The organism is Amycolatopsis sp. CA-230715 (genome assembly GCF_018736145.1).
In the GTDB taxonomy this organism is placed as follows: Bacteria; Actinomycetota; Actinomycetes; order Mycobacteriales; family Pseudonocardiaceae; genus Amycolatopsis.
The window spans coordinates 4106682-4123300 of sequence record NZ_CP059997.1 but is presented as its reverse complement, the minus strand read 5'-3'; the positions used below and the strand labels follow the sequence as shown (position 1 = coordinate 4123300).

Genomic DNA, 16619 nt, shown 5'->3' with positions numbered 1-16619 from the left:
TTCAGGCCACCTCGGTCTTTCGGGGTTGAGTGTCCACACGGGACGGACGGAGCGGGATCACCGGCGCGAGCCATTCCCCGCCGTATCCGCCTTCCGGGGTGATCGGGGTTCCAGTGAGGTAGTCGTGCAGGTAGTCGCACGGGTCCAGATCGGCGAGGGTGTAGCGGCACGGTTCGCACACCCGCCGCTCGCGCGGCAGGTACACGCCGGTGTCCTCGCCGCACTGCACGCAGGTCCGCCGCGTGGTGAGTGCTTTGTGGACAGCGCGCCACTTCGCTGGGGTCATCGCCCGTACCGGCACCGCCACCGACACCAGGAACAAGTCCGAGTAGACGGTCTTGCCCGATACGGCGTGGTGGAAGTACAGGACGGCGACCGGGTCGGCACCACCAGGACGTAAGCCCTGCTTGCGCAGTTGGCGGCGGGTGGCCAGGCGGTCCCGGTCCGCGCAGCCCCACGACAGCAACGGGAGCCCCTCGTAGGTGCCGCGGGTGTAGACCCAGCCGTCCGACCACGGCACCCCATCGGTGCGCAGCCACGGGTATTGACGGGTGCCCATGGCTAGGCCGCTTCCCCGAGCCGCGCCAGTTCGCGGTCCCAGTCCACTGCTTTGGTCTCGTCGCCTTCAGGGACGACCTGGTCACAACGGTCCAGGATGCGTTCGACGTCGGCCCGGTCGAACCGCAACGTCACGTCACAGTCGTCCGGGTTGGACAGCAGCACGAACACCGCGGCGTCGCGGGCGAACACCGTCACGTCCCCGTCACCGGCGCGGGTGTTGAGCCCGTCGGCGAGAAGACTGCGGGCGAAGAGCCACCGCACCCACGTCCGGCCGTTGTCGACCCGCATTTCGATCGCCCACGGGTCCCGGCGCCGGTAGGTGAACGCGGTCCCGAGAGCAACGAGGGGAGTCGGGTCCAGGTCATCGAACCGGACCACGTCGGCGAGCAGCACCGTGGAGAAACTTTCCGGAGTAGCGCGCATCACCGGTCACCCCACTTCGCGACCGCGTCGGCCGCGGCGATCACGATCGCCAGCGCGCGGTCCCGGACCAGTTCGGCCTCCTCGACCCACCCGGCGGCCTCGATCGCGTCGGCGAGGGTGAACAGCCACCGCACCCGAGCGGAGGCATCCGTGGGGACTTCACCCGGAAGCAGCACCGGCGCCGGATGCCAGCTCTCCGCCAGCACCGCGGCCACCGCGGCGTACCGGTTCGGGGGCTCCGGTTCGAAGGGGATGTTGCCTAGCATGGGATTCCTTCCCGAACAGTCATCTGAGTGGTTGGGGAGACCCGGTCCGGCGTGCGGTTTCTTGGCGGAGGTTGCCGCCGGTCCGGGGTTCAACAGCGGAAAGCGCGGCGTCGCGCGGCGGCGGGTCATGTCAGCACCGACAGCGCCAGCCCGACCGCGAGCACGCCCACGCCGACGAACAGCAGCGACACCGACCGGCGGATACGGGCGTACTTCTCCACCGCCACCCGGCCCAGCACGCACACGTGATCGGCCAGGGCTTCGGCCACCGCGGGGGAGTTGGCCTCCAGCAGCGCGGCGGGCCCGTGGTAGGTGGCGTGCAACCAGGTCCCCGGCGGCGGGTACTGGCCGATGCGCGGGCGGATCGCACCCAGCAGGAACAACACCGCCGCGAGCACCGGCACCGCGGCGAACCAGAACGCCACCGCCGCGGGAACCGACACCGCCCGGCTGGTCAACGCGATGACCCCGGCGAAACCGACCCCCACCAGACCCAGCAGCGTGGTGGCCTTCGTGTCCGCCCGCCGCAACTCGTCCTGCGCCTGCTCATGCGCGAACGTCACCCGGAACGGAAGCTCGTAGGCCGCGCTCATTTCGGCCACCTCTTCGCGGACTTGCAGGCACCGCAGGTCACGCGGGCGAAAAAGCCCTCCTGCGTGTGGTTGCCCTTGGGGTACCGCAGGCCGCACTTGGTGATCATGTCCCCGGACCAGAACAACGTCTTGCCCTCGTGCACCACACCCTTGCTGCTCTTCGCCATGGTCAGCACTCCTCTCCGGTCAGGCCGTCGTCGTGCCGGACGACAACGGGGCGGTTGATGTGGTGGTGCGTCACGAGCGCGCCGGGGATGCGATCCGCGACCGCGTCGGCGAGCGCGACGGACCGGTGACGGCCCCCGGCGCAGCCGAACGCCACCCGCACCGTGCGGCCCGTGAGGGACGCGAGTTCGCGTGCTGTCGCGGCCAGGCTGTCCACCAGAACCAGCGCGCCCGGGGTGCGCAGCACATGCGCGTAGACCACGGGGTCCTCGCCGGTGCGCTGCTTCATCAGCGGGTCGTGGTGCGGGTCGCGCAACAGAGCGCGGACATCGACGACCAGGTCCGGCGTGCCGATCCGCTCGCGGTAGTCCGCGTGCAGAAAACCGAACGACTCCACTCGCACCAACATCACGCGGCCTCCCCGTCGAACGAGGACACCGCGCTGGTGTCCAGCCGAACCGGCACCGACCGCAGCACCGAACGACCCGCACGCCGACGCGCCCGGTTCGCCGTCCGCGCATCGGCGAAGGTGTGCGACACCCGCACCGCCGCGGTCTCGTCCGTGCTCGCCAACTCCTGGTCCACCGACGCGATCAGCGCGTCAATCGCCGACTCCGTCAGCCCATCCGGGTAGAACCCGGCGGCCTCGTCACCAGCGGAAACCCCGGTTTCGGCGAGGTGGCTGGTGGTCTGTGCGTACTTCATTTCCTGCTCCGATCTAGCGGTTATTGACATGGTTCAAACTAGGTCAACCTAGGTCAGAAAGTCACTACGCCGGACGTGTGAACTAGGTCAAGGTGGGTCAGGCTCGGTAGGCTGGTCCCGTGGAAACCGGAACCGCAGGGCTCGCCCCGTTCGAACGGATCGCCGAGACAGTCCGACGTGCCATCGCCCGGGGTGACCTCAAGCCGGGCGACCAACTGCCGACCAACCGGCAGTTCGCCGCGCAGCACGGCGTCTCGGTGTCCACGGGAGTGAAGGCGCTCAGCCTGCTCCAGGAGGCTGGGTGGCTCGTTTCGCGCGCCTCGATCGGCGTCTTCGTCGCCGACAGCCCGCCCGCTGACGACGTGCCGGTGACCTTGGGAGGACTCCGGCAGCAAGTCGCCGACTTGACGGCCGTGGTCGACAAGCTCCAGCAACGGCTCACCGCGCTCGAAACGGCGTCTACGACGCGCACTGCTGAATGAAGTTCGCGAGGCCGTCCACCGCGTTCCCAACCCAGTCGCCTGCCGACTGCACCCAGGTCGCAGCGTTGGCGGGATGCTTGACGATCAGCATGAGCACCGCGGCGAGGACCGTGAGGCCGATGAGCTTGGGGAGTACCCCGCCGCTGGACTTCAAGCCGGGGATAGTGCTCTTCGCCATGAGATCTCCTCTGTTGTGAGCTGGTGTTCTCTCGTGGCGACAAGCATCGAGCCGGTTCGGGCGAGTGACCCGGAAAAACCTTCCGGGTACCTTCGGCGCAGGTGGGGAGAGTGGTTGTATGCGAGGAATCAACGAGAACTTGACCATCGGTGAGCGCGTCGCGTGGTACCGGCGTCGGCGGGGGATGTCCCAGGAAGCCCTGGCCGGTCTTGTCGGCCGGACGGGGGACTGGCTGGGCAAGGCCGAGAACAACCGGATCGAGTTGGACCGGCTCTCTGTCATCCGGCGGCTGGCCGATGCGCTGGACGTTTCCCTAGGGGACCTCATCGGGGAACCTGGCCTGTTGGACTGGACGAAGGACAGCGGCACCGCGACGGTTCCGGCGTTGCGCGCCGCGCTGATGGACTACCGCCAGCTCACGCCCATACTCAGCGCGCCCCTGCCGGACGCTGAACCTCCGTCGTTGGACGAACTGGACCGTGAGCTTCGGTCTGTCTTCGACGCCTACCAGGCGTCGCGGTTCGGCTTCGCCGCCGGACGCGCGCCGCTGCTCTTGGCGGATGCCCTGCTTGCCGTCCGGCAGTACGACGGGCCTCAGTTGGTCCGCGCTAACGAACTTCTTGCCCTGAGCTACCAAGCTGCCGCATCGGTGCTTACCAAAATCGGCGAATCTGACCTTGCGTGGATGGCTGCCGAACGCGGACTTGCGGCTGCGCAGAAAACCGGAAACTTGGCTATTACTGGTTCCCTTTTCCGGTCCGTCGCATTTGCGCTCTTGTCGACCGGGCGGTTAAGCCCTGCTATGCAACTCGTCGAGGCCGGTGCCGCTTATCTGGAACCTGCACTCGCTAACTCCGACGGGGACCTTGTATCTGCATACGGCATGCTTTTCCTGGCGGGCTCGATGGCTGCCGCGCGGTCCGAGGATCGAGGAACAACACGCGGTTACCTCGCGGAAGCGGAGGGAGCGGCACAACGTCTTGTGGTCGACGCGAACCACCTGTGGACGGCGTTCGGGCCAACCAACGTGGCGATTCACCGCGTGAACACCGCGATGGAGTTGGGTGACGTGCAGGTTGCCCTCGATATCGGCCCGAGCCTTGACACTGGGAAATTGCCCGCGGAACGTCGGGTCCGTCATTTGCTCGATGTCGCCAGGGCGTACAACCAGACCGGACGAACCGAGGCAGCCGTGGCCGCTGTGCTCAACGCGGAGCAAATTGCGCCGGAACAGGTACAGCACCACTACTTAAGTCGGCAACTCGTACTGAACTGGATACGCAACGCACCGGGAAAGCCGAGTTTCGAGCTTGACCGGCTGGCACGTCGGATGCACGTCGTAGGGTAGCGGCGTGACTGATCCAGCAGAGAAGTTCGCAACGCCCCGGATGGCTGCCGGGGCGTTGTTCGTCAAGGGCTCGCAAGTGCTACTCGTGCGCAAGACGTACGGCAATCGGTGGGACATTCCCGGCGGGTACGTCGACCGAGGGGAGTCACCTGCCGCGTGCTGCAAGCGCGAGGTGAAGGAAGAGCTTGGTATCGACCGCGCGGCGGTGACCTTGCTTGTCCAGGACTGGGCACCCAATGACAAGGAAGGCGACAAGGTCTTATACGTCTTCGGGTGCGGTGAACTCGGGACGGACGAGAGTCGCATTCAGCTTGACGGCGAAGAACTGGATCACTGGGAGTGGGTCGAGGCTGACCGACTCAGCGAGTACGTCATCCCGCGATTGCAACGGCGTCTGGCCCAGGCATATCGCGCGCACAACGGCTCGAGAACGCTGTACCTAGAGCACGGTGAGCCTGTGCTGACATGAGCCAGTCGTCCGGTGGCCTGGGTGACGAACTGAGCGACAACCAGTCAGGAAATCGGCGATCAAGCGTGGACGTCCACGGACGTTACCCGCGTGCCGCCACCAGCAGTTTCGCAGCTCGGGCACGCGGCGAGTTGCCCTGATAACGAAGAGGTCCCAGGTTCAAGTCCTGGTGGGCCCACCCGTGTAGCCCGTGCGTGTTCGCAGAAAGCGCGAACCACGCACGGGCGTTTGTCGTTTCTGGGGGCCGAGCCCCCAGACCCCCACGGTGCGAGCTCCTCATCTTGACGGCCTGGTCACGTTGGCGTTGGACCAGCGCTCGCCTTCGGCATCGTGGTGGTGGCGGCGCTCGCCTTCGGCATCGTGGTGCCTGCTGGGGGTTAGTGTTCGCTGGTGGCTTTGATCTCTGTGGTTACGCCGGTGGTGGTGGGTGGGCATCGGTATTTGGGGGAGGCGTACTCGTCGTTGGTTGAGCAGCGGCTTCCTCCGGGGTGGGGGTGGGAGTGGGTTGTTCAGGAGGATGGCGATAGTGGGGTGCCGGGCGAGGAGTTGCCGGAGGATTCGCGGGTTTCGTATGGGACTGGGTTGCGTGCGCGGGCTGGTGTGACCAGGACGATGGCTGTGAACAGGGCAGCCGGTGAGTTCGTTCGGTGCCTGGATGCTGATGATGTGCTGTTGCCAGGGGCGCTTGCGCGGGACATCGAGTGTCTTCACCGCGTCGCGTGGTGCGTGTCTGCTGGGCTCGACCTGCATCCTGATGGGACGACAACTCCAGGTCCGTGCGACCCGCCGGATGGACCGCTCGCCGAAGGTCGGTTCTACGCCGAGCAAGAACAGGATCAGCTGTCCGTGCTGGCGGCGAACTTCGCCGCCCACCGAGGGCTCGTGCGCGCGCTCGGCGGCTGGACGGCGACAACTGGTGCCGAGACGATCGGTCTGCTGCTCGCCGCAGAGGCGATCGCCGCCGGAGAATTCATCGCGGAGCCCAGCATGCTCTACCGGCAGCATCCGGCACAGACCACCGCGTCCAGCCGGTATTGGGCTGAGGACGAGCACGAGACTCGGATTGAAGCGGTGTTGGCCAGGGCCCGCGAGATCCGGGCGCAGGGGTGGCGGTGGCGGCGGGTTTGATCAGGGCGCGGGTGGGGGACCTATACCGCGACTGACTCGCCCACCACCACGGGAGCTGCCATGACCGACGACGTCGTCGAGCTGATCCTGGCCGACCACGAGAAGTTCGAAGAGCTGATGCGGGGGCTGCGGGACATCACCGCCGACCGCGGGCGCCTTCGGGACGAGTTCGCCGCACTGCTCGTCGCACACGCCGAGGCCGAGGAGCAGGAGGTGTACCCGAAGCTGCGGCGCAAGGACGCGGCCGACGACGAAGAGGTGGAGCACGGCGAGAAGGAGCACGCCGAAATCAACGAGGCCCTGTTGAAGTTCGCCGAGCTCACCGACCTGAAGGGCGACGAGTACGACGAGACGCTCGAGGACCTGGTCGAGGTCGTCAACCACCACACCAACGAAGAGGAGCAAACCCTGCTCAACGACGCGCGGCAGCACGTCGCGGCCGCCGAACGCGAGCAACTCGGCGTCGCCTTCCGCACCGCGAGGCAGGTACTCCTCGACACCAACTGCGGCCGGATCGAGAACCTCCGCCTCGTCGTCGACAAGACCAAGACCCGAACCGGCTGAACGTTCCACGTGGAACCAAGGGCCCCGACCCCGCCCGGCGCGCGTGCAGTAACATCGGAGAGCAAGCTGAGCAACTCGTCGAGGAGGGGGCTTCACGTGAAGAAGCTGTTGGCACTGGCCGCCGTTGCGGGCGCCGTGCTGTTCGTGGTCAAGCGGAACAAGAGCGCGAAAGCCGAAGCCGACCTGTGGCGCGAGGCCACCGCCCCCACCAAGCCGCTCGCGGGCGTGTCCACCAACGGCAGCGCGCCGAAGAAGGCCACGGACGCCGCCAGCAACAACTGATCTTCCACGGGTGGGATTTCGCCACCCGTGCGAGGGGCTGTAGCTCAATTGGTAGAGCACCGCCTTTGCAAGGCGGGGGTCAGGGGTTCGATTCCCCTCAGCTCCACCCGAGTTGTGTTCGGTGGCGGTGGCGCGCCACCTTCCCGGTGTCCCATTTCGTTGTGGGGGCCCAGCCCCCACACCCCCAAGGTGCGAGCTTCTCGCCTTGGCGGGCGCTGGGCGCGTTGGTTGTTGACCAGCGCTCGCCAAGGCCCGGGAGCGGGGCCATATCCGGAAGCGGGGAAACTCGTTCCAGTGGCGTTGCGGCGGCAAGCCGTTCCTTGAGTGTCTGCTCGACGGCCCACGCGAGTGTCGAACCGTCAAACACAAACGGCCGCTCGCGAACGGCTACCAAGGTTGTTGCTGTCATTGCCTGACCCGGGAACTTGGCTTGGCGTTGAAGAAACGGGTGATGACCGGGACGACAGCCTCCGGGTCGGCGACGTGTCCCTGGTTGGGAATGATCGCGCGCTCGGCCCCGGGGATGGCGGCCGTGACCGCGTCCGCGGCCGTGTCGAAGAATCCGGTGCCCAGCCCGGCCATCGTGTCGTCGGCGGTGCCGCCGGTGGCCATCAGCACCGGCTGCGTGATGGTGGCCAGCCGTTCGGTCGGCGGGGTGCCGTCGCCGAGACATACCGCGTCGTAGGCCAGGGTGTGCGCGAGGGCGATCGAACCGGCCCACATCGGCGAGTTGTGCGCCTGCGCGATGGCCTCCTCAGGCGCGCCGGCCAACCGCATGAACAACCGCATGGCGTCGTCCCGGCGGTCGTCGGCCAGCAGCGACTGCACCTTCTCGGTGTACTCGAGGTGCCGCTGCTTGGCGCCATCGGACACGTCGTAGGGCACCTCGTAGGCGGCGACCTTGGCGATCGGCAGGCCCGAGGCGGCGGCCTCCAGTGCCAGCGCCGCGCCGGAGGACACGCCGTAGAGGTACGCCGTGCCGCCGGCTTCGCCGATCAAGGCCGCGATGTCCTCGAACTCGCGTTCCAGGGTGTAGGGCGTGGTGTCTGTGCTGTCGCCGCGGCCCCGGCGGTCGTAGTTGTACACGGTGAAATGCTTGGCCAGCACCGGAGCAAGCGGGGCGTTCTCCGACCGGTCGACGATGCCGCCGCCCACCAGGATCACCGCCGGACCTTCCCCTGACCGGTCATACGCGATCGACGTGCCGTCTTTCGACGTTACCCGACGCATCCCATCCTCCTCAATTGTGTGGCGGAGCCGTAACGGGCCCATTCGCCCTGGTTCAGAACCGCCAGCGCATGGCGCTGTACGGTTCCTCGACACCCAGACCGAAAACGGTGTTGACGGTCATCCGATACAGGTTCCACGGCTGTGGCCCGGCGCTCGGCGCGCTGAACGGTGCGTAGAACTGGCCGTCCTGTACGCGCGCCGGCCAGCCGTTGGCCCGGTAGACCTCCAGCAGTCGGTCCATAGTGGACTCGTCGGTGATTCGGCTGGTCATTCCCTGGAAGACCAGGTCGAATCCGCCGGCGGAGAACGTGAGTACGCTGCGCGGGTTCGCGGCCAGGTTTCGGCCTTTTCGGGTACGGGCGCCGGAGTTGAAGTAGAAGGCGCCGTCGAACCAGATGGCGCTCAGCGGCATGGTGTGGGGTGTGCCGTCCGGGCACGTGGTGGACAACCAGGCGCGGCGCACCCTGCCGTCGTCGGTGTCCAGGCAAGCCCGCACCTCCGACCACGGGCGGTCCGGGGCGTCGTAGCTGTCGATGGACTCCGCCGCGATCGGAACAATCGCCGTCATGTCATGGCCTCCTGGTTCGCGATTCAGCTCATCAGGGAGATGGCGAGTTCCTCGAGCAGGTTCATCTGCTCTTGCATGCCGATCTCCATACCGGACTGGATGATCGTGTCGCGCAGTTGCTTGGTGCCGCACCGCATCAGCAGGGTGAGCGTGGTGCGCCCGTCGCGTTCGCTGAATGTGGTGGTGGTGACCGGCGCGCCGGCGTCGGAGACGGGGGCGTCCGGCGTTTCGAACACTTCGGTGTTGACGATCCGTTCGTTGGGCGCGATCTCCAGGAACTCGCCGTGGAAGGCGATCTCGCCGTGGCCGGTGGTCATGACATACCGCCACCTGCCGCCGACCCGCAGGTCGATCTCGACACTGCGCATGGTGCCGCGCTGGCCGCTCCAGAACTGGGTGACCAGTTCCGGCGTGGTCCACGCCCGGTACACCAGATGCTTGGGCGCGTTGAACTCCCGGGTGATCAGGATCTGATCGTCCGCCGGCAGGCTGACTACCGCGGTCCCCTTGCCGCTTGTGGTGCTGGCCATCTCACATCTCCTCGTCTTTGAGTTCTTCCAACACGGCGTCCAACCGGTCGAACCGCTCCGACCAGGTGCGTTCGTACCGCGTGACCCAGTCATGGATCGGTTTCAGCGCATGCCCGTTGAGCCGGTACAGCCGCTGCCGCCCGTCATCGCGCACCTTCACCACCCCCACCTCGCGCAGAACCCGCAAATGCTTGGACACCTGCGGCTGAGCCAGCCCCAGTACCCGCACCAAGTCGCTGACCGGCCGTTCCCCATCGATGAGGACATCGAGGATCTGGCGACGCCTCGGTTCGGCCACCGCGTTGAACGCGTCCGTTGTCGTTGCCGCTCGTGCCACACCACAATCATATACCCATATGGGAATGCGTCAAGATCGCGTCATGTCGCCGACCGGGCCGAGGGCAGCGCCGCGCCGCGTTCACTGCCGCCGCACGCGTTGATCAACGACAATCACGATGACGGCGAACACCTGTCGAAACGGTGCTTCGCACCTTCGCCAGGACCGGGTGGTGTTGTTTCTGGGGCCGAGCCCCACACCGCTCAGCCTGACAGTTCGGGGTTGCCTTGGTTGGTGGGATGGTCCTTTGTGGACGGATCGGTGCGGCCGTATTCGCGGGAGAGGGCGAGGATCGCTCGGGTGTCGGCTTCCATGCCGGTGTGCGCGGGGGCCGCGATGACCGACGGCATGACGAGGTCGATGTTCTGCGAGCAGCGGGCCAGGGCGTCGCGGACGAGGGCGGCTTGCCGGGCGGGCGAGTCCGCTTCGTCGACGGGTGAGGCCATGTAGGGGCTCAGGCAGACGAGGCCGTCGCGGCATTCGATGACGCGGCGGTAGTAGCGCATCCGCATCTGGCGGACGTGCAGGCGATCCCGGAACGGGCCGCCGGGCGGCAGCAGCGCGATCGTCGGGAACTGTTCGTGCAGCGCGGCCCAGAGCGGGCGGAGCTGCCGGTAGCGGCTGCGGGCCTCGAACCACAGCCGTGCCTTGGCGATGCCGGTGCGGGCGCCGGGGTAGCCGACGCCGAGGAAGAAGACGGCGACGCCGATGCCGAGCAGGGGCGAGGTCCACGTGGCGGTGCCGGGGACCAGCGGTGTGCCGAACAGCAGCAGGCCCGAGGTGGCGAGCACGCGGGGCAGGTGCGTGCCGAGGCAGCAGAGGGCGAGGCCGACCGCGGCGACTCGCAGGCCCCTGGCGGTGTGCGGCTGGACGTGCCCGGCCGAGTTCCAGGCGAGGTAGGCGCCGCGCGCGGTCGCGTAGCTCATGTAGAGGTTGCCGACCAGGTGGAAGAAGAGCACACCGGACGGCACGCCGACTTCGGTGTAGTCGCTGTAACCGGTGTCGCCGACGTTGACTTCGGTGATCACGAACGTCGCGGTCAGGATCCCGCTGGCCAGCAGGGCGAGGCCGAGTTCGAGGTAGCCGCGGCGGCCGGCCCGGTCCGGGGCGACGGTGGTGTGCAGAAGTCCGAGCAGCAGCGCGAAAAAGCTGTTGAGCAGGACGAACTCGATCAGCACCGGGGTCTGGGTGGGGAACCGCTCCGCCAGGCCGGGGATGGTCACCACGAGCTGGGCCGTCAGCGCGATCAGGACGAGGACCGTGCACGCCGTGACGATCCGCAGCCCCCGGTCGCGGGGCATCCGCGCCAGCTGGGTGCACTTCCAGACGGCCGCGGCCGCGGCGGCGGCCCACATGATGAGGGCCACGATCATCTAGAGCCACCCCTGGTGGTCGTCGAACGCGCCGCTCAGCCGTCGTCCGGCCGTGCGCCCGGTGTCGAGTCTGTCCAGCAAGGTCGCCCACTCCTTGATGACGGTGGCGACCATCTCGGCCTCGCGTTCGGCGGCGGCGTCGTAGCCTTCCCGCCGCAGCGCTCGCAGCACCACCGCGGTGGGGATGTCGGGGAAGATCTGCGACCAGATGTCGTCGTCGTCCTCGTCGCTGCTGTGGTCACTGATGATGTGACCCAGCTCGTGCAGGATGATGTGCTCTTGGTGCGCCGGCGTGGTGTCGCGCTGGTAGAGGACGTAATCCTCTTCCGCGGTACCGATCCACAGCCCGAAGGCGCCCGGCGTCGGCAGCGGGTAGGACACCAGCCGGATCGGTCGCCCGCGGTGCCGCGCCAAGCGCTCGCAGAGCAGCGGGACGTCCAGTGGTGCGCCGATGTCGAGGTCGCGCAGGAGCTGCTTCACGCCCCGGCGCAGCTGCAGGTCGTTACGCCATCGACGCCGCGCGCCGGCTTTCACGGCAGCAGGTTCCGCACCGCCGCCGCGACGCCGGACGGATGGCTGGACGGGGCTTCGTGCCCGCCGGGGATCTCGGTGAACGCGAGGTCCAGATCGCGAGCGAGCTGCCGGGCGCACCGGTACTCCCAGCGCTCCGAGAACTCGGCGCCGCCGGTGAGCTTGATGGCAGCCAGGTCCGGCACGGCGGACAGCTTGCCCGCGTCGAGGTCGGACGCCCGTACCGCGGGGAAGTCGTTGGCGAAGAACCACGTCAGGTTCTTGTCGACGTCGCCGACCATCGGGGCGGGCCGGGCGCCCTCCTCCGGTTTCGGGCGCTCACCGGCCAGCGAGACCATGTGCCGGATCGCCTTGCGGACGTCACTGGTCGCCAGCTCGGCGACGGTGTCGAGCTCCTTCTCCCTGGTGTCTTCGTGCACGACTTTGGACATCGGGGGCTCGTGCGCGATCACGGTCGTGACCCGTGCCGGGTGGTCGACGGCCAGGTGCAGCCCGATCAGGGCGCCGATGCTGGCGCCGACGACATGGGCGGGCCGATCGGTCAGTGCCGCCAGCAGCCGGGCGGCGTCGTCGGCGTGCAGCGCCATCGTGACGGGAACGTCGTCGCTCGCCGTGGAGCGGGACAGCCCGCGCCGGTCGTAGCTGATCACCTCGTGGTCTTCTGCCAGCTCGGCGGCCAGCTGGTCAGTCGCGCCTGCTTCGCTGATGCCCCCTTGGATCAGCAGGAGTGGGGTGCCGCTGCCGCGGACCTCGTAGTACAGCTGTGCACCAGGTACTTCGACGGTCCCTGACCGCACCTCACCCATCGGCATCTCCTCGATCTCGTTCGGCTTGGAAGTCCATGAACTCGAGAACGCTGCGCAAGCCCTCCGGCGAAAGCTGGCTCGCGCGGGTCGCCAGCCGGTTGACCTGGTTCTCGCCGAGCTTGGCCAGCAGTTCGTACTGGCGGTTGAGTTCGCGGCTCTTCTCCGAGTTGGCGAAGTACTCCAAATCGACCTCGAAGTACTCCGCGAGCTTCACCACCAGAGCGTAGCCAGGATCGTACTTGCCGTTGAGCAACTCGTACATGTATCCGCGGGAGACACCTACCGCCTCGGCGACCGCGGCTTTGCTGTGCTTCTGCCCGTCCTCGCGTCTGACGCTGTCGAACAGCCGCTGCAGCTTCTCGGCGAACGCTGGCCCGCGTGCTTCGGACTCGGCCACGGCCATCCCTCCAGCCCCCCTGACATGGTGTCAAGTATACCTGACTGTAAGGGAGTATATGTCCTGCAAACTTGACGGTGTGATCTGTGCGCCTTACAATCATCACATCTTGTCAAGTTTACCGAGCATCTCGGTGGGGGATGAGGGTGACCGGGGTGTTGTCGCGCGGCGCTGGGGGTGCCTCGCGACAACACCCCGCGCACGCCTCCGGTGATCCGGCGGTGCGGTGAACACGCGCTGGCGAGCGCGAAACGGTCGGGGGGCCCGGATGACGGTTCGTCTCAAGTGGACTCAGGACGCCGGGCGACCGGTGCCGTGCCACACCAGGAGCGACAGCACCATGGACACCGGCCACAGGACGGCCACCGCCGCGGCGGTGCCGGCCACGATGACCACCCCCACCGACACCGCCGCGGCTATCAGCCCGCCCGCGACCGAGAGGTAGCAGAGCCCCAACGGCCCGCAGGCGGTGGTCCAGAGCAGCGCTGCCAGCGCCGACCGCTCCGGTGGGCGGGGAACCGGGTACCGGCCGGGGCCCGCCACTTCCCGGTCGTCGCACTGGTACCACCCGCCCGACACCAGCGGCGGATGCGGCGCGAAGATCTTCGGCCTGACCCCGAACGCTTGCGGCGCGGCCGGACCGGCGGGCGCCCGACAGCCGCTCGCCGACCCGAGAACGCTTTCGGCTCCACGCATGACGTTCCTTCCCTGGCGCAGGCGAACGCCCTGGTGACGGGGTCTGCCGCCTGGCATAATTACGGGTTGCGGTGAACAGATCTGGCATTGGTGCCCACTGACCATGCTGGCCAGTCGGGGGAGCGGGCGGTGCGTCAAATGGAACACGGGGTCGGTGGAACCGGAGTGACCCCGTGACGGGTTCCTCGGCCACCGAGCACGCCGAACGCCGGGCCTGGTGCAGATTGACCCCCGCGGAACGGGCCGCGCTCACCGCCGCGGGCAGGCTGAAGGTGTGGCATCCCGGCCAGATCCTTGTCCTGCAAGGCAGTCCGTCCGCCAGCGTGTTCGTCATCCTGCGCGGCTGGGTGAAGATCAGTGCCACCAACTACCGCGGTGACGACGCACCGCTGGCCGCTCGCGGGCCCGCCGAGATCGTCGGCGAGATGGGCCCGGTCAGCGGGCTGCCCAGGACGGCGACGATGTCGGCCATCGACGAGGTGCACACCCTCGTGGTGACCAGGGAACGGTTCCTGGCGGTGCTGCGCGCCCAGCCGCGCATCGCCGAGGAGGTCCTCCGCACGACGGCGATCCGGCTCCAGGAGTCCGACCGCCTCCGCCTCGAATCGGGTGGCCCCGACTTTCCGCAACGCCTCGCCGCGGTACTGCTGGAACTGTCGCTGCAGCACGCGGCCGACCGGTCCGAGAATCAGGTCGACCTCCATTTCAACCAAGGCGAATTGGCGAGTTTCGCGCGGGTATCCCGCAGTACCCTGGTGCGCGGTCTCGACGAACTCCGCAGACTCGGGATCGTGCGAACTGCCCGCAGGCGCATTACGATCGTGCATCCGCACGCGCTTCGTGAGCTGGCCGCGGGCCATCCGCCCCCGGTGCGGGACAACGACTCCGAATGATCAAGGTCCGCGCACTCCGAAATCGGCTATCCTTGGAAAGTATCTGACTCTCGCGAGGGGATCTGCACCCATGAATTCGTTCTTGGCGAGCACCGAACCGGACATCGAATCAGAATTGATCGACCTCGACGCGGTTCCTTTCACCGCATTGCGAGACCTGGACAGCGAGGCCGTCCGCCATTCGGCGCACCACGTGGTTGAGCGCGCCACGCATGTTCGCGCGCGTTACCGCAGCACGAACAACAGCGGAGCCGGTGAGCGGATCGACTGATGCCGCCGCCTGCCGGGGAACACCCCGCGTTCCATCGCTTGTCCTGGCAGGATTTCGACGCACTGGCGCGGCTCGAGGGCGACGAGGACATGGCACGTCGCCTTCGCCGGGCCGAGCGGAGTCGTCGCAAGCTGTTGATCCACGCGTTGTTGACCGAAGCGGCGAAGGTCCCGGAGTCGCTGGGGCCGTTGCCGCCGATCGAGTCGGCATGGGAGCTTTTGGCGCGCGCGGAATCGAGAGTCCCCAGCTCGGTGCACCGGATGCTCACCAACCCGTACACCGGGAGCTGGGCCGGCTACACGACTCGGTTGCTGCGCAACGGAACGGACGGCGTCGGTCCCTTGTGGATGCACCTCGGCCACGCGCACGCGATCGCGGCGGCCGCGGCGATCCGCGCGGAACTGGACTTCGAGACCGAAATCCCGGTGTGGCAAGGAAATGCCATGCTCCCGTCGCTGGGGATGGCCCGGTTGCCCGCCACCGCCCCGTTCTCGCTGGCCACCGTGCGCGGCGTGGCTGACCGGTACTCCGTCTCGAGCGCCGGAACCACGGTCCGGCTGCCGGGCACGCCCGGCTCCGGCGGCCGGGGTTGGTGGGGGATCCGGCGCGTGCGGAGCCAGGTCGGTCCGCACCGGTTTTCGCTGTGGCTGGACGATCTCGACCCCTACCGCGGGCTCTACGAACCGATCCCGCCCGAACGGGTCCCGGACGGCGACGTCGTGCGGTGGCAGGGGTTGATCGACGAGGCGTGCCGGTTGGTCGCGGCGCACCTGCCCGCGCTGGCCGAGGTCATGCCGGTCGGGCTGAACTCGCTGGTGCCGAGGCCGCACGTGCTCTTCCGGAATCCGAGCGCGTCGACCGGGGAGGCGTTCGGCAGCGCCGTCGTCGGGTTGCCCGCCGACGGCGCGACGCTCGCCGCGACCCTGATCCACGAGTTCCAGCACATCGTGCTCGGCGGTCTCCTGCACCTGGTCGAGCTGTACGAGCCCGATCAGAATGAGCGGATCTACGTGCCGTGGCGGGACGACCCGCGGCCGCTGAGCGGTGCGCTGCAAGGCGTCTACGCCTTCTTCGGGGTCACGGCCTTCTGGCGGGCGCTCGTCGATGCCGGCGTGCGCCCCCGGCGTGCGGCTTTCGAGTTCGCGTACTGGCGGCGGCAAAGCTGGGACGTCCTGCGGGCGCTGCGGACGGACGCGACCCTGACCGCCGCCGGCACCCGTTTCCTCGACGGCATCGCCGACCGCCTCGGCCCCTGGCAGGACGAGGTCGTGCCTGTCGAGGCGAAGGAACTCGCCGACGCCGCCGCTCGCGACCACCTCGCCGGCTGGCGTGCCCGCCACCTCCGGCCGAAACCGGCCGTGGTCGCCGAACTGGCCGCGGCCTGGTCGGCCGGTCGTGGCAGGCCACCCGCCACCGTCGACACGACCGATCTGCCGCCGACACCGGTGCCGGACGGATCGTGGTCCCACGCCCGGCTCGACCTGATCCGGCTCTCGGTCGGTGCGGAGAGCCCGCCGCTGTCCGCGGCGGGGCTGCCTGCCGTTCCCGGCGCCACCGCCGCGGATTTCGCTTACGCCAACGGCGATTTCACCGAAGCCGTCGAGGGCTACCGCGCGGAACTGTCCGCCGACCCGGATCGGCCGGCGTCCCTGGCCGGGCTGGGCCTCGCGCTCTCCGCACGAGGCCCCCACCCGGCTGCCAGGGCTCTGCTGCACTGCCCCGAACTCGTCCGCGCGGTGCACCGGCACCTGCGCGCCCGCGGTTCACGACAGCCGACCGTGGAACAGATCGCCCGCTGGATCGGCCAGCTCGTCCCCGGCTGA

The 16619-nt window shown here is 68.1% G+C and carries 26 protein-coding genes and 2 tRNA genes; 11 read left to right on the top strand and 17 right to left on the bottom strand.

The features are described from left to right. Window position 1: 1 nt before the first annotated feature. The 7 genes from HUW46_RS19585 to HUW46_RS19555 all read right to left on the bottom strand — a co-directional run bounded on the left by HUW46_RS19585 (window position 2) and on the right by HUW46_RS19555 (window position 2713). On the bottom strand, window positions 2-559 hold the full coding sequence (locus HUW46_RS19585; protein ID WP_215548651.1) for an RRQRL motif-containing zinc-binding protein: 558 nt from the start codon (window positions 557-559) through the stop codon (window positions 2-4). A gap of 2 nt (window positions 560-561) precedes the next feature. Continuing rightward, window positions 562-984 (bottom strand): SsgA family sporulation/cell division regulator, encoded by a 423-nt coding sequence (locus tag HUW46_RS19580; protein ID WP_215548650.1) that lies wholly within the window; start codon window positions 982-984, stop codon window positions 562-564. Further along, window positions 984-1250 (bottom strand): hypothetical protein, encoded by a 267-nt coding sequence (locus tag HUW46_RS19575; protein ID WP_215548649.1) that lies wholly within the window; start codon window positions 1248-1250, stop codon window positions 984-986. The genes HUW46_RS19580 and HUW46_RS19575 overlap by 1 nt, the downstream gene beginning before the upstream one ends. A 125-nt stretch (window positions 1251-1375) precedes the next feature. Next, window positions 1376-1843, bottom strand: coding sequence for a Pycsar system effector family protein (locus HUW46_RS19570; RefSeq protein WP_215548648.1), 468 nt, complete (start codon window positions 1841-1843; stop codon window positions 1376-1378). Beyond that, on the bottom strand, window positions 1840-2010 hold the full coding sequence (locus HUW46_RS19565) for a hypothetical protein (protein ID WP_215548647.1): 171 nt from the start codon (window positions 2008-2010) through the stop codon (window positions 1840-1842). The genes HUW46_RS19570 and HUW46_RS19565 overlap by 4 nt, the downstream gene beginning before the upstream one ends. 2 nt (window positions 2011-2012) lie before the next feature. Continuing rightward, window positions 2013-2417, bottom strand: coding sequence for a RapZ C-terminal domain-containing protein (locus HUW46_RS19560; protein ID WP_215548646.1), 405 nt, complete (start codon window positions 2415-2417; stop codon window positions 2013-2015). After that, a complete protein-coding gene (locus HUW46_RS19555) occupies window positions 2417-2713 on the bottom strand; it encodes a hypothetical protein (RefSeq protein ID WP_215548645.1) in 297 nt (98 codons plus the stop codon). Before HUW46_RS19555 ends, HUW46_RS19560 begins: the two co-directional genes overlap by 1 nt. A gap of 119 nt (window positions 2714-2832) precedes the next feature. Here HUW46_RS19555 and HUW46_RS19550 point away from each other — a divergent pair, with 119 nt between their 5' ends. Further along, window positions 2833-3195 (top strand): GntR family transcriptional regulator, encoded by a 363-nt coding sequence (locus HUW46_RS19550; protein WP_215548644.1) that lies wholly within the window; start codon window positions 2833-2835, stop codon window positions 3193-3195. Here the strand turns inward: HUW46_RS19550 and HUW46_RS19545 are convergent. Then, window positions 3173-3373, bottom strand: coding sequence for a hypothetical protein (locus HUW46_RS19545; protein ID WP_215548643.1), 201 nt, complete (start codon window positions 3371-3373; stop codon window positions 3173-3175). The genes HUW46_RS19550 and HUW46_RS19545 overlap by 23 nt on opposite strands. Window positions 3374-3491: 118 nt before the next feature. Between HUW46_RS19545 and HUW46_RS19540 the strand changes: the two genes are divergently transcribed. The 7 genes from HUW46_RS19540 (at window position 3492) to HUW46_RS19510 (ending at window position 7270) form a co-directional block, all read left to right on the top strand. Beyond that, window positions 3492-4721, top strand: coding sequence for a helix-turn-helix domain-containing protein (locus HUW46_RS19540; RefSeq protein ID WP_215548642.1), 1230 nt, complete (start codon window positions 3492-3494; stop codon window positions 4719-4721). A 4-nt stretch (window positions 4722-4725) separates the two neighbouring features. After that, on the top strand, window positions 4726-5190 hold the full coding sequence (locus tag HUW46_RS19535) for an NUDIX domain-containing protein (protein WP_215548641.1): 465 nt from the start codon (window positions 4726-4728) through the stop codon (window positions 5188-5190). Between the two features lie 105 nt (window positions 5191-5295). After that, window positions 5296-5368 (top strand) — tRNA-Ile (locus tag HUW46_RS19530). Window positions 5369-5808: 440 nt separating this feature from the next. Further along, complete coding sequence (locus tag HUW46_RS19525) at window positions 5809-6318, top strand: hypothetical protein (protein ID WP_215548640.1); 510 nt, start codon at window positions 5809-5811, stop codon at window positions 6316-6318. A gap of 60 nt (window positions 6319-6378) precedes the next feature. Continuing rightward, window positions 6379-6882, top strand: coding sequence for a hemerythrin domain-containing protein (locus HUW46_RS19520; RefSeq protein WP_215548639.1), 504 nt, complete (start codon window positions 6379-6381; stop codon window positions 6880-6882). Window positions 6883-6978: 96 nt separating this feature from the next. Next, entirely contained in the window at window positions 6979-7164 is a 186-nt protein-coding gene (locus tag HUW46_RS19515; protein ID WP_215548638.1) for a DLW-39 family protein, read from the top strand. Between the two features lie 33 nt (window positions 7165-7197). Further along, window positions 7198-7270, top strand: a tRNA-Ala gene (locus HUW46_RS19510). Window positions 7271-7569: 299 nt separating this feature from the next. Here HUW46_RS19510 and HUW46_RS19505 read toward each other — a convergent pair. The 9 genes from HUW46_RS19505 to HUW46_RS19465 form a co-directional block, all read right to left on the bottom strand. Beyond that, window positions 7570-8319 carry an alpha/beta fold hydrolase gene (locus HUW46_RS19505; protein ID WP_254126329.1) on the bottom strand — a complete coding sequence of 250 codons (750 nt, stop codon included), beginning with the start codon at window positions 8317-8319 and terminating at the stop codon, window positions 7570-7572. Window positions 8320-8446: 127 nt separating this feature from the next. After that, window positions 8447-8962 (bottom strand): pyridoxamine 5'-phosphate oxidase family protein, encoded by a 516-nt coding sequence (locus HUW46_RS19500; protein WP_215548637.1) that lies wholly within the window; start codon window positions 8960-8962, stop codon window positions 8447-8449. Between the two features lie 23 nt (window positions 8963-8985). Continuing rightward, entirely contained in the window at window positions 8986-9492 is a 507-nt protein-coding gene (locus HUW46_RS19495) for an SRPBCC family protein (protein WP_215548636.1), read from the bottom strand. Between the two features lies 1 nt (window position 9493). Continuing rightward, on the bottom strand, window positions 9494-9829 hold the full coding sequence (locus tag HUW46_RS19490) for an ArsR/SmtB family transcription factor (protein ID WP_215548635.1): 336 nt from the start codon (window positions 9827-9829) through the stop codon (window positions 9494-9496). 203 nt (window positions 9830-10032) lie between these two features. After that, entirely contained in the window at window positions 10033-11202 is a 1170-nt protein-coding gene (locus HUW46_RS19485) for an MAB_1171c family putative transporter (protein ID WP_215548634.1), read from the bottom strand. Continuing rightward, a complete protein-coding gene (locus HUW46_RS19480) occupies window positions 11203-11736 on the bottom strand; it encodes a hypothetical protein (protein ID WP_215548633.1) in 534 nt (177 codons plus the stop codon). Beyond that, a complete protein-coding gene (locus tag HUW46_RS19475; RefSeq protein ID WP_215548632.1) occupies window positions 11733-12539 on the bottom strand; it encodes an alpha/beta fold hydrolase in 807 nt (268 codons plus the stop codon). Before HUW46_RS19475 ends, HUW46_RS19480 begins: the two co-directional genes overlap by 4 nt. Continuing rightward, window positions 12532-12942 carry a helix-turn-helix domain-containing protein gene (locus HUW46_RS19470; protein WP_215548631.1) on the bottom strand — a complete coding sequence of 137 codons (411 nt, stop codon included), beginning with the start codon at window positions 12940-12942 and terminating at the stop codon, window positions 12532-12534. The genes HUW46_RS19475 and HUW46_RS19470 overlap by 8 nt, the downstream gene beginning before the upstream one ends. A 285-nt stretch (window positions 12943-13227) precedes the next feature. Continuing rightward, window positions 13228-13632 carry a hypothetical protein gene (locus tag HUW46_RS19465; RefSeq protein WP_215548630.1) on the bottom strand — a complete coding sequence of 135 codons (405 nt, stop codon included), beginning with the start codon at window positions 13630-13632 and terminating at the stop codon, window positions 13228-13230. Window positions 13633-13805: 173 nt separating this feature from the next. Between HUW46_RS19465 and HUW46_RS19460 the strand changes: the two genes are divergently transcribed. The 3 genes from HUW46_RS19460 (at window position 13806) to HUW46_RS19450 (ending at window position 16619) form a co-directional block, all read left to right on the top strand. Next, window positions 13806-14525 carry a Crp/Fnr family transcriptional regulator gene (locus HUW46_RS19460; protein ID WP_215548629.1) on the top strand — a complete coding sequence of 240 codons (720 nt, stop codon included), beginning with the start codon at window positions 13806-13808 and terminating at the stop codon, window positions 14523-14525. A gap of 82 nt (window positions 14526-14607) precedes the next feature. Continuing rightward, entirely contained in the window at window positions 14608-14796 is a 189-nt protein-coding gene (locus HUW46_RS19455; RefSeq protein ID WP_254126327.1) for a hypothetical protein, read from the top strand. Continuing rightward, window positions 14796-16619, top strand: a complete 1824-nt coding sequence (locus HUW46_RS19450) for an HEXXH motif domain-containing protein (protein WP_215548627.1) — start codon at window positions 14796-14798, stop codon at window positions 16617-16619. Before HUW46_RS19455 ends, HUW46_RS19450 begins: the two co-directional genes overlap by 1 nt.

What these genes read in the sequence shown, in the direction of transcription:
- HUW46_RS19585 (WP_215548651.1), bottom strand. Translation starts at nt 559, where the DNA reads ATGGGCACCCGTCAATACCCGTGGCTGCGCACCGATGGGGTGCCGTGG.
- HUW46_RS19580 (WP_215548650.1), bottom strand. Translation starts at nt 984, where the DNA reads ATGCGCGCTACTCCGGAAAGTTTCTCCACGGTGCTGCTCGCCGACGTG.
- HUW46_RS19575 (WP_215548649.1), bottom strand. Translation starts at nt 1,250, where the DNA reads ATGCTAGGCAACATCCCCTTCGAACCGGAGCCCCCGAACCGGTACGCC.
- HUW46_RS19570 (WP_215548648.1), bottom strand. Translation starts at nt 1,843, where the DNA reads ATGAGCGCGGCCTACGAGCTTCCGTTCCGGGTGACGTTCGCGCATGAG.
- HUW46_RS19565 (WP_215548647.1), bottom strand. Translation starts at nt 2,010, where the DNA reads ATGGCGAAGAGCAGCAAGGGTGTGGTGCACGAGGGCAAGACGTTGTTC.
- HUW46_RS19560 (WP_215548646.1), bottom strand. Translation starts at nt 2,417, where the DNA reads ATGTTGGTGCGAGTGGAGTCGTTCGGTTTTCTGCACGCGGACTACCGC.
- HUW46_RS19555 (WP_215548645.1), bottom strand. Translation starts at nt 2,713, where the DNA reads ATGAAGTACGCACAGACCACCAGCCACCTCGCCGAAACCGGGGTTTCC.
- HUW46_RS19545 (WP_215548643.1), bottom strand. Translation starts at nt 3,373, where the DNA reads ATGGCGAAGAGCACTATCCCCGGCTTGAAGTCCAGCGGCGGGGTACTC.
- HUW46_RS19540 (WP_215548642.1), top strand. Translation starts at nt 3,492, where the DNA reads ATGCGAGGAATCAACGAGAACTTGACCATCGGTGAGCGCGTCGCGTGG.
- HUW46_RS19520 (WP_215548639.1), top strand. Translation starts at nt 6,379, where the DNA reads ATGACCGACGACGTCGTCGAGCTGATCCTGGCCGACCACGAGAAGTTC.
- HUW46_RS19500 (WP_215548637.1), bottom strand. Translation starts at nt 8,962, where the DNA reads ATGACGGCGATTGTTCCGATCGCGGCGGAGTCCATCGACAGCTACGAC.
- HUW46_RS19495 (WP_215548636.1), bottom strand. Translation starts at nt 9,492, where the DNA reads ATGGCCAGCACCACAAGCGGCAAGGGGACCGCGGTAGTCAGCCTGCCG.
- HUW46_RS19485 (WP_215548634.1), bottom strand. Translation starts at nt 11,202, where the DNA reads ATGATCGTGGCCCTCATCATGTGGGCCGCCGCCGCGGCCGCGGCCGTC.
- HUW46_RS19475 (WP_215548632.1), bottom strand. Translation starts at nt 12,539, where the DNA reads ATGGGTGAGGTGCGGTCAGGGACCGTCGAAGTACCTGGTGCACAGCTG.
- HUW46_RS19470 (WP_215548631.1), bottom strand. Translation starts at nt 12,942, where the DNA reads ATGGCCGTGGCCGAGTCCGAAGCACGCGGGCCAGCGTTCGCCGAGAAG.
- HUW46_RS19465 (WP_215548630.1), bottom strand. Translation starts at nt 13,632, where the DNA reads ATGCGTGGAGCCGAAAGCGTTCTCGGGTCGGCGAGCGGCTGTCGGGCG.
- HUW46_RS19450 (WP_215548627.1), top strand. Translation starts at nt 14,796, where the DNA reads ATGCCGCCGCCTGCCGGGGAACACCCCGCGTTCCATCGCTTGTCCTGG.